Below are 15,578 nucleotides of genomic sequence, written 5' to 3' on the forward strand. Positions count from 1 at the left end.
CTCTTCTAAGCCTGTTCAGTTTGTGTTTTAAACAACAAACGTCCAGATGCCAGTGTCTGATCTGCATGACTTAATACAAAACTCACTTTATGCAGTTTTCTCGACAATTTCAGCTGTAACACCATATAAGGCTGGATCAAATCTTGAAACTTGAGCTGTTCAAAACCATTACACCACTCAAGGTCTGCCCAGCTTTGACGGGAAAAATGCTGAATAAACCCAATCTGTCCCACACCGGGGAAAATTGGATAATCTGGAAAATGCCCTTTAAAGCATTCCAGTTCGGGAGAAAACTCTAGACGATATAGCGCCTGATCTGACTCATTTTGTTGTTCCAATACAATAGGCAATAACATAGGTTGAAATAAGGATTTCATGTATTGTTTATTCAGCTTAGATTGGGCATTTTGCGGTAATTGTGTCAAAAACCGCCACTGTCTTGGGATGGCGATGCTTTCCAGTTTGGCTTTCAATTGCGCTTTTAAGGTTGAGACATATTGTGCTTTGTTCATACTTTGCAGTAGTTGTCTGGCTTGCTCAGACAATACCGCAACGCAGGCTAAAATCTGACGATGTTCCCGCTCCAGAATCAATACATGGCAGTGAACAATTTCATCCAGCTCTAAAACTTTCTGTTCAATCGCATCCAGACTGAGACGTTTCTCTTCCAGTTTTACAATCCGGTCTAGTCGTCCTAATAAACGCAATGGACTTTTTGGATTTGCGGCATCAATCACTTCAACTTTATCGCCCGTGAAAATCCAGTCTTCACTAAAAGCATGATTGGTTCTAACTTCCAGTTCTTGTTGCTCACCGGCCTGGATATCGACATTGGCAAACGGTGTCCATAAGGCATCATCTTGCTGCCGGTGTGCAATTCCACCAGTTTCCGAACTGCCAAAAACTTCGGTAATCGGTCGGTTCACATACGGTCGTACACCGGATTCCAGTTTCCCACCGGATGAATATACGGTTAAGCAATCCTGCAACAGCACATCCTGAGTCCAGCGTTTTAACAATGCGGGACTGGAAATTACATAATTCTCAATTTTAAAATATGCTAATTTTTTTTGAATATCAGCCACATCTTCTGGAAAAGCCAACTGTGCTTGATAAAAACAGCGACCGCTTGCAAGTGGCCATATCAACTTAAACAGTAAGCCATAAATATGCTGATGACTGACCGTGGCAATGGCAATCGCCTGTTCCGGCAATTGAAAACTGGCATCAAGTCCATGTACTTCATTGAGTAACTGACGCAAGGTACGCGGAATTTTTTTGGGCTGCCCGGTTGAACCGGAAGTATAAAAATAGAGTTGTGCCTGATTCAAAAAGGCATCATCCAGATTCAGTTCAATCGGCTGGTTTTGGGTCATAGATACAGGCTGACGCTGTAAAAAATAAATGTTCTGTTCAGCCAGTTCTTTTTCCAAATCACTGACACGGTTCGGTGGCAATAACACCTGTTTTTTTGCTAAAAGTGCAGCAAACAACAGCACTAAAAATTGGTAACTGTCAGATTCCCATAAAGCCCAACTCTCTTGAGAAAGCGACTCAATTTCATGACTTTGCTGTATCACATCCTGCCAGAAATCCTGAAAACGGATTTGGCTTAAATCAGGCTGAATACACAGCGGTTTCAGTGAATGAAGATGATTTTGAAAATGACACAACATAATAATCTGTTTTATTCCTGAAGTTGATTTAAGCGCTGCTGTCGCTTACGCAAGATAAATTCGCCCAGTAATAATAGCCCCATCAGTACATAGGAAATAAAACCGTTATACAGCACCCAAACCTGCATTGGAGCAAACAACACGGTCGCCAACGCAATCAGGGCATTCAGCACAAAAAAACCACACCACACAATCGTGACTTTACGAGTCCAGATCACCCCAGCTTCGGGTAAATTCGGTTCTGCCAATCGGGCAAAACGCTCAATCATGGAAGGTGGTTTAATTAAAGTAGAGGCAAAAATACTGAGTGCGCCAACACTCATAAATACCGGATACAGTTTCAGCCAGGCATGATCTTTTAAAATTAAACTCAAGCTGCCACATAAAATGGCAAATCCGGTTAACGGCCACAGCAAGGCATTCCCCTTGCTAAATAGACGCAACACACCCAGTACAATCAGCAAACTGCTGACCCAGATATATTGACCATGTGACAAGCTATAACCCACTAAAAAGGGATAGAGAATCAATCCGATTGCCACTATCCCTTTGAAGATCAATTTCATGCAGCAGACATATTCTGAATAACTGTCACAACATCCTGCACTGTGCGTACACTTTTAAAGTCTTCAGGATTTACTTGCTTGCCGGTCAGTTCTTTAATTTTGACCACAAGATCAATCGCATCAATACTGTCTACATCCAAATCATTGGCTAAATTCGCATCCAGCTGAACATCTTCAGGTGTAATTTCAAACAGATCTTCCATCCATTCTCTCAATTTTTCAAGTACTTGTTCCTGAGTTAACATACAACCTCTTACGCCTTTTGCTGTGCTTCAACCAAAGCCACCAAGCTTTGAATTGATTTAAAATGTTGTTTAGTTTCTGCCGATTCAGCATTCAAATGAATGTTGTAACGTTTTTTCAGCGCTAAACCTAGTTCCAAGGCATCAATAGAATCTAGACCCAAGCCATCACCAAATAAAGGCGCTTCGGTTTCAATATCATCTATGCTGATGTCCTCAAGGGCCAGAACATCGATAATCATTTGCTTTAATTCATCAGCAAGATTGCTCATTTTTCAGATAACTCTTGGTTAAAAAACTGGTGTAATTGATGGTTTAGATGACGCACATTTTTCGGACTAACCGTTGTATCATCTAGAAGATCATCGACATGAATGGCATCCAACACCTTCACATGAATATGAAATGGTCGTGAAGGAATGTGATACCACTTTTCATTTTTGGTTAAAGTTGAAGGCGTGCAAGTAATCAAAACCGGACGAATCGGCACATTGGCACGAATCGCAATATTGGCAGCCCCGCGCTGAAACTCATTCAGTACCTCGCCTTTTGCCGTACGTGTGCCTTCAGGAAAAATCAGTAAAGATGCAGCCTGATCAGTCTTTAATTTTGCAACGCAGTCCTGAATAAACTGTTCAGAACCTGCATTTAAAATATAACCGGCACTTTGCACGGGACCTCTGGTAAATGGATTTGACCACAGCGCTTGCTTCACCACACAGTTGGCTTGTTCCATCAAACCAATCAGCACCACCACATCAACCAGTGTAGGATGGTTGGCAATCACCAGTTCCTGTCTACTGTGCTGTAATTTTTCCAGACCTTCAATGTCATAGGTCATAATTCCAAGCTTGACCATCATTTCGGTAAAGCCCTTGAAACTATGCTTAATCATTTTTTGCGTGCGCTGCTGACGCAAGCTCGGATTCTGGGTCGATAGATTGACCAATGGCGCAACTAGGCCACCAATCGCAACACCACCAATTCCGAAACTGGCAAAACTAAAACCCGTGGCGCCAACACGCCATAGATAATTGGCTTTTTGTTTAATTTGATCTCGTTTTAACATTTTTGCCATGCCTGAGTCGGAAGATACTCCTGATTCTGTTCAGATTGCTGCCAAAAATCATAAAATTTTTGTGCATCTAAATATTTATGGCGATGATGTGTTAATGCGTTTACATCCAGTTGCAGATTTGGTGTCTCTAAACTAATGATTGCCGACATGGCAAAACCACTGAAGGGCTGAAATTCCTGATAAATTTCAGGTAAAGCTTCATCGTAATAAACCACCAGAACGCGTGCATTGGGTTTTGGTGTAGTTTTCAGCCAAGCATAGGCTTCAATCAGTGCTTCACTCCACGATGCTGCCAAACTCGTCGATGGCGTCGCATCCTGACATAAAATCGAATACAGTCCGGCAATGGCATTATGCACGGAGGTCGAAAATTGGGTCGGTGATGGCGTTTGATCTTGCAGAACATCTGCCAGAATTTTCAGCGTTTTATGTTCATCACCATATTGTGATGCCCAAACAATATAGTCCACCGATTCTGAATTCAGCGATTGAATCGCGCTATTTAAAGCCAATTTTGCAATTCGGGATAACCGCCTACGCTGCATGGCAGGAATCTGTTCTAAGGCAGGAACGGTTTCGTCGGCACGACTCATATATAGTGGTGATACATTTATTTGAATCATTGCCGAATTTTTCCATACCCTAATAATAGTTTAGCTCGGGGGCCATTTTATTCGCCGGATTATAGCATTTGTCATAAAAATTACACAAAAAAATATCCTTTATACTTTCAATAACATAAATGTATTACCTTGATTTATTTATACATTTTAAGTCTAAGTCGCATAGTCGTTTTTTCCTTGCATAAAAAAACCAGCAACACAAGTTGCTGGTTTTTCAGTAGTAATTTACAGGTTTGGATTAATTACCTTGTACCAAACGACGTGCGCTAATAATCCCCGGTTGTTGCTCTAAACGTGCCAATAAACGTGATAACTGTGCCAAGCCTTTCACTTCAATTAACAACTTCATGTTGGCAATACCATCTGTTTCTGAAATGGTATTTACCTGACGAATATTGATTTGATCGGAAAAAATCACTTGAGTTAAGTCTTTTAACAAACCACGGCGGTCGTATGCTTCCACTACAATCTGCACACTTTGGCCACGAGTTGGCTGCATTTCCCAATCTGCTTCAACCGCACGCTCAGGTTCTTGTGAAATCATCCGGATATAATCCGAACACACAACCTTGTGAATACTGACGCCACGATTCAGCGTGATATACCCACCAATTGATTCGCCATGTACCGGCTGACAGCATTGCGCAATATGTAGTTCTACATTGTCCAAACCGTCAATTAAAATGCCATGCGCAGACAAGGTATGACTTGCACGCGGATTTAATGTCGGCTTGAGTACCAATTCAGGTTCATCTTGACCGATATGCATATGACGATTGACCTGATTAATCAAGGCATGCAGGCTAATATCACCATTCACCAGACCAATCAGAATATCCTCACCCAACTTGACATTGAAGTGATTGCAATAATCATTTAAATCAATGCTTTTTGGATGAATCGCCAAACGTAAAAGTTCTTTATTCAGAATTTCACGGCCAACTTCCAGATTTTTACTACGGTCTTGCTGTCTAAACCAGTGACGCAATTTGTCGCGTGCACGAGAGGTCTTGATATAACCAAGCGAGTTTACCAACCAGTCACGATTCGGCTCGCGATCTTTCTTGGTTAAAATTTCAACCTGTTCACCGGTTTTTAAAGCATAGGTTAAAGGCACATAGCGCTGGTTTACCCGCGCTGCATAACACTTATTCCCCACTTCAGTATGCACATGATAGGCAAAGTCTAAAACAGTTGAACCACGTGGTAACTCTTTAATGTCCCCATCACGGCTAAACACATAGATCTTTTCAAATCCTTCGAAATCTTGAACGTGTTCAAAATTCTCGGAATCATCATCAGACTTATGCGCACTGGAATCATTACGTTCTTGATAATGCTCAAGTACTGCACGCAATGAATGTAAACGATGATTAAAAGAATGATCGGTATTTTTTGCGCCTTCTTTATAATTGAAGTGCGAACATACCCCAAGCTCTGCCTCTTTATGCATATCCTTGGTCCGGATTTGCACTTCAAGTGACTTGTTCTCTGCAATGACCGCAGTGTGCAAGGAACGATAGCCATTGGCTTTAGGATTGGTAATGTAATCATCAAATTGATGCGGAATATGACGCCAAATTTGATGCACAATTCCCAGTGAGTGATAACACTCAGGTACGTTTTTTACCAACACCCGAACCGCGCGAATATCGTAAAGCTGATCAAAACTCAGGTTCTTACTTTTCATTTTTCGATAAATCGAATAAATGTGTTTAACCCGTCCGCTAATCTCGGCTTCAATACCGTAGCTCGCCAGTTCACTTTTCAGTTTATCAATGACAAACTGAATATATTGCTCGCGCTCCAAACGTTTTTCATTCAGTAACGTTGCAATTTCTTTATAGCGTTCTGGGGCTAAATAACGAAAAGCTAAATCTTCAAGTTCCCACTTTAACTGCGCAATCCCTAAACGGTGCGCCAAGGGTGAGTAAATGGTCAGAATTTCTCGAGCAACACGTTCTTGACGCTCGCGTGAGGCTTGGGTCAATTCCCGCAAAGCATAGGTACGCTCTGCAAGCTTAATCAACACCACTCGAACATCTTCGGTCACAGAAATCAGCATTTTATAAATGCCGCTTAAATGCTCTCTTTGATTATTATTAAAATGATCTTCTAGACGCTTGTTCTTCTCAATCAGTTCAGAAAGTTTACCCATCGCCAAGGTTCCTTGAACCAGACTATGCACTTGCTCGCCAAAATGTTCACGAACTTCTTCAAGCGTCATGACGCCTTCACGCACACTTCGGTACAGCATTGCTGCGGATAAAGTATCTTCATCCACATGTAAATGCGCCAAAATATCCGCCATCTCAATACCGGTATAAAAGGTATTGGAACGATGATTAACCGTGGTTTGCAACTCTTTCTGCAAAGTTAAATGGGCAACTTCTTCGAGTTGTTTAAGCGCTGCGTCATCTAATATGCCACGAACCCGATCCAGCCATTCCGCCAAATCGTGTCGAGCTTGTTCGGCATGCTCTACAGTCGCTTCCTCAGACAGCTCATTGAGACGCCCAGGAAGTTGTTCACGTACTGTGACCATACCCTTCTCCTACCTCTTTACTTATCATATTCTAAATCGTTTATTTCTTTGTTTTTCTCGAATAAGGCAATAGATTCAACATGTCCAGTGTGAGTAAACATATCCATTACCCCAGCCTTTTTTAATCGATAGCCATGTTTCACCAACACACCGGCATCGCGTGCTAATGTTGCAGGATTACATGACACATAAACGATTCTTTTTGCACCAAATTTGGGCACATAATGCATTATCTCCTCTGCACCGGAACGCGGAGGGTCAATCAATAATGCATCAAATCCCTGTTTTGCCCAAGAATGATGCGAAAAATCTTTTGTTAAGTCTTGTGAATAAAAATGTACGTTAGTCATCGCGTTATTTTTAGCATTTTCTGCACCACGTTGAACCATTTCTTCACTTCCTTCAACAGCCACCACTTGCCCTGTTTCACCGACACAACGAGCAAGAGGTAAAGAAAAGTTTCCTAGACCACAAAATAAATCTAGAACGCGTTCACCTTGCTGCAACTGAAGCAAATCACATGCCAGCTTCAGCATTTGCGGATTAATCGTTGAATTCACTTGGGTAAAATCCAGCGGATTAAAGCCAAACTTCACGTCAAATTCATCCACAGCATAATGCAAACGTATTGCAGCAGTGGGATCATCGACACGGTGTAAACTTTCGCTACCTGCAGGTTGTAAATACAATTGCCACTGCTTGTTTAACGTAAACTGTTTTAATTGGTTGACATCATCTGCTGATAATTTTTCAGTATGACGCACCACCAGTGCAATATCCTCATCACCCATGGCCAATTCTATATGACCAATAGCAGCTTTGGCTTTTAGACTTTCGAGTAACTGTTTCAGCGCAGAGATCGATCCAAATTCACGATCAAGCACCATACAGTGGTCGATGGAAATCAATTTATTACTTTGACGTTCACGGAAACCCACCACCAGTTTGTCTTTAGCTGGAATATAGCGTACTCCAATCCGAGCCTTACGACGGTAGTCTTCACGTTGCGAACGTAATGGTTCTAACCATTGTTCAGGTTGAATTCCGGCAAAATGTTCTAAATGCGATTTTAGAACCTCCTGTTTTAAGCGAATTTGTTCATCTTGCTGAATGTGCTGCATATTACAACCGCCACACACGGTAAAATGTGGACATTTCGGTTCAATACGTGTTGCAGCAGGTGCGCTTAACAGCTCAATACTGTCCGCTTCTTCTAAACGTTTTACCACATTGGTAATTTGCGCTTTAACAGTCTCGCCAGGCAAGGCATAACTGATAAATACTTTTTTGCCCTGCTTCTCACTTGGATGATCAGGATGTGTTCCATAGTGCGCTATCCCCCGTCCTTCGTGTGAAAGTGACTCAACCTGAAAAGTGTAAATCGGCTGTTGAGCTGGACGTGGCTTAGTTCTATGTTTCATGAATACCTAGAGTGTGGGAGATAAAAAGTCTGTAGCGGTAAATTCAGTACGTTGTGAGGTTTCACGCCATACTGCTAAAAAATCTGCATGTTGCGGTTGAGTCGATAAAAATTGGATGGTGCGCTGAACTGCATCACGATAATCATTAAGTAAAAGCTGACCTTTTAATAATGACCAACGCAGGTAAATCAACCAGGTATTGAGCACATCACCTTCGCAATAACTGGTGAGTTTTTGCCATTCTTGCTGACGTACATATTCAGGCACATGATAGGCGCCATCACCACGCTTACCCGGATAACCGAGTAAATGTGCAACATCATCTAACTTCTGAAATTGACGACCATTGAACATCGCAATCACATCCATCAAATCGACATGACGATGGTGATAACGATTCTGGTAGTTATTATAGCGCTTTTGCTGATCAATTTCGCCCTGATCGAATAAACTTGGTGCAGATAAACCATGATACATGGCGCGAAACAGAATCACCGGCAAATCAAATTGCGAGCCATTCCAACTGACCAAAGTCGGATGACGCTTGTCAAAAATCGAGAGAAATTTCTTTAAAATTTCCGCTTCAGTATTCTGCTCCCGGCTAAACGAGAACATTTTCATGTTGCCTTGCTCATCGAGCCATAAGCCAGAAATACAGACAATTTCATGCAAGGCCATGCGTTGAAAGTCCATGCCCGACTCTTGACGACGCAATTTAATCAACGCCTGTTCCAGATCTGCTTCTGGCAAATCAAGACCATACAAATGCGCTCCCGATTTTAAATCGGTCAAGGTTTCTATATCGAAAATTAAAACAGGTAAGCGCATCTTAACTCACAAAAATTGAGATTTATTCAGGATCTTTTACAGAGAACAAACCAGTAGAAAGATAACGGTCACCACGGTCACAGATGATACATACAATCACTGCACCCGGGTTTTCTTGCGCCAATTGAATTGAAGCCCAAACAGCACCACCGGAAGACGTACCGGCACTAATGCCTTCTTTTCGCGCCAATTGACGTGCCATTTTTTCCGCTTCAATTTGCGGAATATCCATAATGCGGTCAACGCGCTTAGGGTCAAAAATAGTGGGAAGATATTCTTGTGGCCAACGACGAATACCTGCAATATTTGAACCTTCAGAAGGTTGTAAACCCACAATTTGAATATCCGGATTTTGTTCTTTCAGGTATTTTGAAATCCCCATAATCGTGCCTGTGGTTCCCATGGAACTGACGAAATGGGTAATTTTACCGCCTGTTTGTTGCCATATTTCAGGACCGGTAGTCAGGTAATGTGCTTCAACATTGTCCGGGTTACCAAATTGGTTAAGGACTAAACCTTTACCCTCTTTTTCCATTTGCAGCGCCATATCACGCGCTTCTTCCATGCTTGAAGATTCAATCAGTTCAGCACCGTAAGCACGCATCGCATCTTTACGTTCCTGACTTGAACCTGCAGGCATAATGAGTTTCATTTTATAGCCACGCATCGCGGCAACCATGGCCAAGGCAATCCCTGTATTTCCGCTTGTCGCTTCAATTAACGTATCGCCGGGTTTAATCTGACCACGTTTTTCAGCCTGCATAATCATGTTATACGCTGGACGGTCTTTTACCGAACCTGCAGGATTATTTCCTTCAAGTTTAGCCAATACTGTTGCTTGAGTGTGACTTGCCAGACGTTGCAAACGCACCAGAGGCGTTTTACCTACGTAGTGGTCTAACAAAAATTCGTCTGCTTGAAAATCAGGGGTGGTATTACTCATTATTTGTACCTATATCGAGGTGCGCCTATTGTATGAAAAAATGCTCCTCGCTGCACCCATTTAGCAGGCTTTTTATTGAAAGTGATTAAAGCGCAGTCAGTTTTAAATAAAGCATGCTAATATTCCGTGCATAGAAAATAAATTGCTTTAACCATGTCAAATATCAATAAAAAGTTATTTAAACGTCTACACTTAAATCATGCTTATGGACAACTCATTGCACTGATTTTTGTGCCGATTATGATTTTGGCATGTGTCGGGGCATTGCTGGTTTTATCCGAAACCTCCAATGCATCGCGTGCGCAACAACGTCAAATGGCAATAGCCATTGTGACCCGTTATCAGCTCACATCAGAAGCAGCAATCGACTTATTAAATAGTTATCCATGGCAATATGATCAGGCACGCAATGCCATGCAGGTCATGCTGAATGAAAAATATTTAATTCGTGCCGCCATTATTGATCAAAATGGTAGAAACCGTTTAAGTATTGGTTTTCAGGATCAGGAGTCTTGGCCAAAGATTGACTCTAAAGCCTCTTTTGTCGGCCCTATTCCATATAATAACAATAATATTTATGCGCTAAAGATTAATGACCATACTGGAACTCCTGCACGACTGGTCATTGAACTGGATAACCAACCGCTTGAAATTGCGCGTTATCGGGTCATGGTCGTGCTGATTGCAACCGGCTTACTGACTTTATTGCTACTTTTATTGTGCCTGAATTTCTATTCGCGTCGCTGGATTGCACCGATGTACGAAATTCGCATGCAATTGCAACGCTTAAATGCCGATACACTTGACCAGCACATGGTAATTAACAGTACCGGTGAGTTGCGTTTGTTACAGCGCGATATTGCCAATGTGGTCAAACGCCTGCACTTTAGCTTTTTAGAACTCAAAGAACATACCGAACAAACTGAAGATGATTTACGCCGTACCTTAGATACCTTAGAAGTTCAAAACATTACCTATCGCCAAGCACGTGACCAGGCGATTTCAGCCAACCAGTCCAAATCGGTATTTTTGGCCAATATCAGTCATGAATTGCGTACTCCCCTGAATAGTATTGATGGCTTTATTCATTTATTGCTGCGTCAAGGCAACTTGAGCAATGAGCAAAACCTGTATTTGCAAACCATCCGTAAATCATCTGCCCATCTTTTGGCTTTAATTAATGACGTACTGGATTTCTCGAAAATTGATGCTGGCAAACTAGAACTGGAAACTGCACCGTTTGATCTGGAAGAAGCCATTTTTGATGTCATGGATATGCTCTCCCCGCTCGCGGCTCAAAAGCATATCGATATGGCTTTTTACTATGCCGACAATGTGCCGACGCAAGTGATTGGCGATGCCTTACGCTTCAAGCAGATTCTGACCAATCTTATTTCCAATGCGATTAAATTCACCCCTGATGGTGAAATTATTGTCCGCGCCCGTATGGAACACGATGATATTGGGCAATGCCTATTGCACTTTAGTGTGCAGGACAGCGGTATTGGTCTCAGTGGTACAGACCGTAAAAAATTGTTCGAATCCTTCTCGCAAGGCGATGCTTCGGTGACCCGTCAATTTGGCGGTACGGGACTCGGCTTGGCAATTTCCAAACAGCTGGTGCACTTAATGCAGGGTCAAATTGGCTTTGAAGATAACCAGGAACGTGCACCGACTGAAAAAGGTTCCACCTTCTGGTTTACCGCCATGTTTACTGTGAATGACGAAATTGAAATTATTCATCCACACTTCAATAACATGCAGGTGGTGTCTTATTTAGCCCATCCTGCGACTGCCAATATCTTGCGTCATTATCTTGAAAATTATGATGTGCATCATGTCGAAACCAGCTCGATTTTGGATTTATTCAGTCAGCTGAATCAATTCTCGGAAAGTGATGAAAATACTTGGTTAATTGTGGACCATAGTGGCGATGGCGAAGCATTATTGAAAGAAATTCGTAACCGTTATCACGGCAATATTGCGGTTTACGGTTATCAAATGGCGCTCGATCCAAACATGCTGAATGAGTATCGCGCGCGTCCACTGTATCAACCGTTGAGTCGTAGCGCCTTAATCCAACTGTTAAGCAATCAGCCAATTTTCGACCAAGATGTACATGAAGAATTTAATGGCCAAGGTCTGCATGTCCTCGCTGTCGATGATCATTTACCGAATCTAATTGTTTTAGAAGCCCTGTTGGGTGAACTCAATGTCAAGACCACCAAAGCTTTAAGCGGTCAAGAAGCCCTTGAAATCATTCAAAACCGGATTGAACAAGATCTGCCTGCATTTGATGTGGTATTTATGGATATTCAGATGCCGGTAATGTCAGGTATTGATACTACACGTGCCATCCGTTCTCTCGAATCGACTTTAGAGAACCACAAGCGTTTACCAATTATTGCCCTGACGGCGCATGCTCTGGCCGATGAGAAACAAAAGTTGTTGCAGGTTGGCATGGATGATTACGTCACCAAACCAATTCAAATGGATCAGATTATTCAAATTCTGACCCAGTTGACCTCAGAAACTTTTAAAAAGGCGAAGAGTGTCGATAAAAGCATGCTGATTGAAGCCCTTGATCCAAACATTTTAGATTGGCAACAAAGCTTACAACTGGCGGCCAATAAAGAAGATCTAGCGATTGATCTACTTAAAATGCTGGTCGACAGTTTCGCAACAGAACTCGCTGAAATGCAGCAGTTGATTGAAATGGAAGATTTCCCGCAACTGGAACATGTACTGCATCGTTTATATGGTGCAACCCGCTATGTCGGTGCGCCTACTCTCCAAGAAGCAACCGGTGGATTTGAGCAATTTGTTTCTTCTTTACGTAAAGAACGTCGTAAAGCCGATGAAACGTTTATTCAAGAAACTGTAAAACGTCTTGATGAATTACAGTCGGTCATTCAGCAAGTTGAACAGGCAGCCCAGCAAATCTTAAACAAACAGAATACTTAAACGGTCTTATTCGAATTTTGGCAGTAGCGTCCATCTTTAGATGTGACTCTACTGTCATGTATCGTGGCATGTATCAGAGAAATGCCCGTGTTATGCTCAAAACAATGGAAAAATTACAGGTCTATACAACATGGCGTTACTTCGCATAGAAAAAAATAATGGCATCGCAACCGTTTCTTTAAACCGTCCAGAAAAACGCAATGCCATGAGCTTTGCCTTGTTACGCGAACTAGTCAATGCAGCCAATCAAATAAAAAAAGACCGCTCGATTCGTTGTGTCATTTTAACTGGTGAAGCCCATGTGTTTAGCGCCGGGATTGACCTTGCCGATTTAAATTCACCGAAAAATACGGCTTATGCGGCTTGGGAACTGATTAAACCGGGACAAAGCCTATTCCAAAAAGCCTTTCTCATTTGGCAGGAACTGCCTGTTCCTGTGATTGCTGCGATTGAGGGTTATTGTCTGGGTGCCGGGATGCAATTGGCACTGGCTGCGGATATTCGTATTGCACATCCTGAAACTAAAATGTCGATTATGGAAAGCCGCTGGGGACTGGTGCCTGATATGGGACTGACTCGATCAATTAAAGGCATTATTAATGTCGATCTTGCCAAAGAGCTAACCTTAACTGGACGTATTTTTGATGCCAATTATGCCAAAGAAATTGGTTTGGTGACGCATTTGGATGCATCACCCATCAGTAAAGCCCAAGCCCTGGCAGAAGAAATGTTGCAACGTTCTCCTGATGCATTGACTGCAGCCAAACGTGTACTCGATGCCATGGAGCATGAACCGAAAAAATCTTTACGCCTAGAGAAAATTTGGCAACTGAAATTACTGTTGGGTAAAAACAGTAAATTGGCCCGTAAAAAAGACAAGAACCCAGAAGTTCAGTTTTTACCGCGCCAATATAAGTAAAATATCCAGATAACAGGATTGTGCAGAGAAAAACACATGAGTTTTGATCGTAATACAAAAATTGCATTTTTAGGCATGGGACTGATGGGCAGCCGAATGGCAACCCGACTGATTCAAGCCGGTTTTGAAGTGGCCGTATGGAATAGAACAGCATCGGCCTGTGAGGTGCTGATTGATATGGGTGCGACTGCCTTAGACTTGCAAGAGATTGGGCAATATCCTGTTATTTTGACTTGCCTGTCCGATGATGCTGCAGTGCAAGCGGTCTATGATCAGATTCAGAACCAGTTACAGGCTGAACAAGTGATTGTGGATTTCTCAAGTTTATCTGTGGATAAAACCAAGACGTTGGCACAACAAGCCCAAACTCGCCAAGTACAGTGGATTGACTCCCCTGTTTCAGGGGGAACGGCAGGTGCTGAACAAGGAACCTTGGTGATTTTTGCCGGTGGTGACCTGCAAACCATCCAGAATTTATCGCTGATTTATAATGTACTCTCACAGCGGGTGACCCGTATGGGCGAAACTGGAACTGGACAAGCGACCAAAATTTGCAATCAGCTGATTGTTGCAGCGAACAGTACCTTGATTGCGGAAGCTGTTGCATTGGCCGCTCAAGCCGGTGTTGATACCACTTTACTCGCCCCTGCGCTTGCCGGTGGTTTTGCCGACTCGAAACCCTTTCAGATTTTAACCCCACGTATGGCAACCCATACTTTTGAACCGGTGCAATGGAAAGTACAAACCCTGTCCAAAGACTTAAATAATGCAGTTCTGCTGGCTGAACAATTCAATTTAAATATTCCTGTTGCAAAACAAGCACTATCACAATTGAAAACTCACCAAAATAAAGGCTATGCTGAAGCTGATCTTGCTACTGTGATTCAACTGGTTGAATCTTAAGCATCTCATTTTCTAACGAGCAAGGAGTAAGGGCATGATTAAGCTGGCTGTAAATTTATCGATGATTTTTACTGAAGTGCCTTTGATTGAGCGCTTTGCTCTGGCTCACGCACAGGGTTTTCAGCATGTGGAAATTCAGTTTCCCTATGAACTCAGCATTGAACAAATTCAAACCCAGCTGACCATTCATGACTTAACCCTTTGCCTGATCAATGTGCCTGCGGGTGATTTAATGCAAGGTGGCAATGGTCTTGCTGGCGTCCCGGGGATGGAACTTGAGTTTCATCGCGGTTTGGAAAAAGCCATTCAATATGCCACAGCACTGAATGTGCCGAGTGTAAATATTTTAGCGGGCAAGCAACCACTCGATGCAGACCTATTGCCTTGTTTAAATACTTTGGCAAAAAATTTTAAACTTGCCTGCTCTATGCTAGGCGAATATCAGATTCAGCCGGTATTTGAAATGATTAATGGCACAGATATGCCACGCTTTCTAGTTCAGAACATCGCTCAAGCGCAAGAAATGCTTGAAGCCGTACAAAATCCTGCCCTAAAAATGCAATATGACTGTTATCACATGGCAATGATGGGTGAAGATGTATTTGAAGCATTAAAAGAAAATATTCACGATATTGGTCATATTCAATTTGCAGACTGCCCGGGACGTCATGAACCCGATACTGCACAGATCAATTTTGCAGAAATATTTCAATGGCTTAATCAGAGTGCATACACGGGCTATACAGCAGCAGAATATCGCCCACAGGCACATTCCAACCATTCTTTTGCATGGAAAGATAAATATTTTGTAAAATATCCGCAAAGTTAAAGTATGAACGGATTTGAAATTCAGCACTAAAACCGCTATAT

At 42.3% G+C, this 15,578-nt stretch carries 13 protein-coding genes and 1 pseudogene; 4 read left to right on the plus strand and 10 right to left on the minus strand.

Translation table 11 applies throughout. The annotated features are described in order from the left end of the window. Positions 1-5 precede the first annotated feature (5 nt). The 10 genes and pseudogenes from B9T23_RS10370 to cysM all read right to left on the minus strand — a co-directional run bounded on the left by B9T23_RS10370 (position 6) and on the right by cysM (position 9,922). Positions 6-1,676, minus strand: coding sequence for an AMP-binding protein (locus B9T23_RS10370; RefSeq protein ID WP_086194050.1), 1,671 nt, complete (start codon positions 1,674-1,676; stop codon positions 6-8). 11 nt (positions 1,677-1,687) lie between these two features. Beyond that, positions 1,688-2,242, minus strand: a complete 555-nt coding sequence (locus tag B9T23_RS10375; RefSeq protein ID WP_086194051.1) for a COG4648 family protein — start codon at positions 2,240-2,242, stop codon at positions 1,688-1,690. Continuing rightward, positions 2,239-2,487 (minus strand): acyl carrier protein, encoded by a 249-nt coding sequence (locus tag B9T23_RS10380; protein ID WP_086194052.1) that lies wholly within the window; start codon positions 2,485-2,487, stop codon positions 2,239-2,241. Before B9T23_RS10380 ends, B9T23_RS10375 begins: the two co-directional genes overlap by 4 nt. Positions 2,488-2,495: 8 nt before the next feature. Next, positions 2,496-2,756: a phosphopantetheine-binding protein gene (locus tag B9T23_RS10385; protein WP_067722984.1), complete on the minus strand. Its 261-nt coding sequence runs from the start codon at positions 2,754-2,756 to the stop codon at positions 2,496-2,498. After that, positions 2,740-3,553 (minus strand): annotated as a pseudogene (locus B9T23_RS10390) (lysophospholipid acyltransferase family protein). The gene B9T23_RS10385 and the pseudogene B9T23_RS10390 overlap by 17 nt, the downstream one beginning before the upstream one ends. Beyond that, a complete protein-coding gene (locus B9T23_RS10395; RefSeq protein WP_086194053.1) occupies positions 3,547-4,185 on the minus strand; it encodes a beta-ketoacyl synthase chain length factor in 639 nt (212 codons plus the stop codon). Before B9T23_RS10395 ends, B9T23_RS10390 begins: the two are co-directional and overlap by 7 nt. 238 nt (positions 4,186-4,423) lie before the next feature. Continuing rightward, complete coding sequence (locus B9T23_RS10400; RefSeq protein WP_086194054.1) at positions 4,424-6,730, minus strand: RelA/SpoT family protein; 2,307 nt, start codon at positions 6,728-6,730, stop codon at positions 4,424-4,426. A 17-nt stretch (positions 6,731-6,747) separates the two neighbouring features. Beyond that, positions 6,748-8,151 carry a 23S rRNA (uracil(1939)-C(5))-methyltransferase RlmD gene (gene rlmD, locus B9T23_RS10405; protein ID WP_086194055.1) on the minus strand — a complete coding sequence of 468 codons (1,404 nt, stop codon included), beginning with the start codon at positions 8,149-8,151 and terminating at the stop codon, positions 6,748-6,750. A 6-nt stretch (positions 8,152-8,157) separates the two neighbouring features. Then, positions 8,158-8,979 carry a 3'-5' exonuclease gene (locus B9T23_RS10410; protein ID WP_086194056.1) on the minus strand — a complete coding sequence of 274 codons (822 nt, stop codon included), beginning with the start codon at positions 8,977-8,979 and terminating at the stop codon, positions 8,158-8,160. Positions 8,980-9,001: 22 nt separating this feature from the next. Beyond that, positions 9,002-9,922, minus strand: a complete 921-nt coding sequence (gene cysM / locus B9T23_RS10415; protein WP_067722994.1) for a cysteine synthase CysM — start codon at positions 9,920-9,922, stop codon at positions 9,002-9,004. Between the two features lie 153 nt (positions 9,923-10,075). On the opposite strand from cysM, the gene B9T23_RS10420 reads away from it, so the two are divergent. The 4 genes from B9T23_RS10420 to B9T23_RS10435 all read left to right on the plus strand — a co-directional run bounded on the left by B9T23_RS10420 (position 10,076) and on the right by B9T23_RS10435 (position 15,537). Beyond that, positions 10,076-12,886, plus strand: a complete 2,811-nt coding sequence (locus B9T23_RS10420) for a GacS-like sensor histidine kinase (protein WP_086194057.1) — start codon at positions 10,076-10,078, stop codon at positions 12,884-12,886. A 130-nt stretch (positions 12,887-13,016) separates the two neighbouring features. Continuing rightward, positions 13,017-13,805, plus strand: a complete 789-nt coding sequence (locus B9T23_RS10425) for a crotonase/enoyl-CoA hydratase family protein (protein WP_086194058.1) — start codon at positions 13,017-13,019, stop codon at positions 13,803-13,805. 36 nt (positions 13,806-13,841) lie between these two features. After that, the gene (locus B9T23_RS10430; RefSeq protein WP_086194059.1) at positions 13,842-14,708 is read left to right on the plus strand and encodes an NAD(P)-dependent oxidoreductase; all 867 of its coding nucleotides are present in this window, start codon (positions 13,842-13,844) and stop codon (positions 14,706-14,708) included. Between the two features lie 34 nt (positions 14,709-14,742). After that, a complete protein-coding gene (locus B9T23_RS10435; RefSeq protein WP_086194060.1) occupies positions 14,743-15,537 on the plus strand; it encodes a hydroxypyruvate isomerase family protein in 795 nt (264 codons plus the stop codon). The last annotated feature ends 41 nt before the right edge of the window (positions 15,538-15,578 follow it).

This window comes from Acinetobacter terrae (assembly GCF_002135195.1).
GTDB classification, from domain to species: Bacteria; Pseudomonadota; Gammaproteobacteria; order Pseudomonadales; family Moraxellaceae; genus Acinetobacter; species Acinetobacter terrae.

What these genes read in the sequence shown, in the direction of transcription:
- B9T23_RS10370 (WP_086194050.1), bottom strand. Translation starts at nt 1,676, where the DNA reads ATGTTGTGTCATTTTCAAAATCATCTTCATTCACTGAAACCGCTGTGT.
- cysM (WP_067722994.1), bottom strand. Translation starts at nt 9,922, where the DNA reads ATGAGTAATACCACCCCTGATTTTCAAGCAGACGAATTTTTGTTAGAC.
- B9T23_RS10400 (WP_086194054.1), bottom strand. Translation starts at nt 6,730, where the DNA reads ATGGTCACAGTACGTGAACAACTTCCTGGGCGTCTCAATGAGCTGTCT.
- B9T23_RS10435 (WP_086194060.1), top strand. Translation starts at nt 14,743, where the DNA reads ATGATTAAGCTGGCTGTAAATTTATCGATGATTTTTACTGAAGTGCCT.
- B9T23_RS10420 (WP_086194057.1), top strand. Translation starts at nt 10,076, where the DNA reads ATGTCAAATATCAATAAAAAGTTATTTAAACGTCTACACTTAAATCAT.
- B9T23_RS10395 (WP_086194053.1), bottom strand. Translation starts at nt 4,185, where the DNA reads ATGATTCAAATAAATGTATCACCACTATATATGAGTCGTGCCGACGAA.
- B9T23_RS10430 (WP_086194059.1), top strand. Translation starts at nt 13,842, where the DNA reads ATGAGTTTTGATCGTAATACAAAAATTGCATTTTTAGGCATGGGACTG.
- B9T23_RS10375 (WP_086194051.1), bottom strand. Translation starts at nt 2,242, where the DNA reads ATGAAATTGATCTTCAAAGGGATAGTGGCAATCGGATTGATTCTCTAT.
- rlmD (WP_086194055.1), bottom strand. Translation starts at nt 8,151, where the DNA reads ATGAAACATAGAACTAAGCCACGTCCAGCTCAACAGCCGATTTACACT.
- B9T23_RS10380 (WP_086194052.1), bottom strand. Translation starts at nt 2,487, where the DNA reads ATGTTAACTCAGGAACAAGTACTTGAAAAATTGAGAGAATGGATGGAA.
- B9T23_RS10410 (WP_086194056.1), bottom strand. Translation starts at nt 8,979, where the DNA reads ATGCGCTTACCTGTTTTAATTTTCGATATAGAAACCTTGACCGATTTA.
- B9T23_RS10385 (WP_067722984.1), bottom strand. Translation starts at nt 2,756, where the DNA reads ATGAGCAATCTTGCTGATGAATTAAAGCAAATGATTATCGATGTTCTG.
- B9T23_RS10425 (WP_086194058.1), top strand. Translation starts at nt 13,017, where the DNA reads ATGGCGTTACTTCGCATAGAAAAAAATAATGGCATCGCAACCGTTTCT.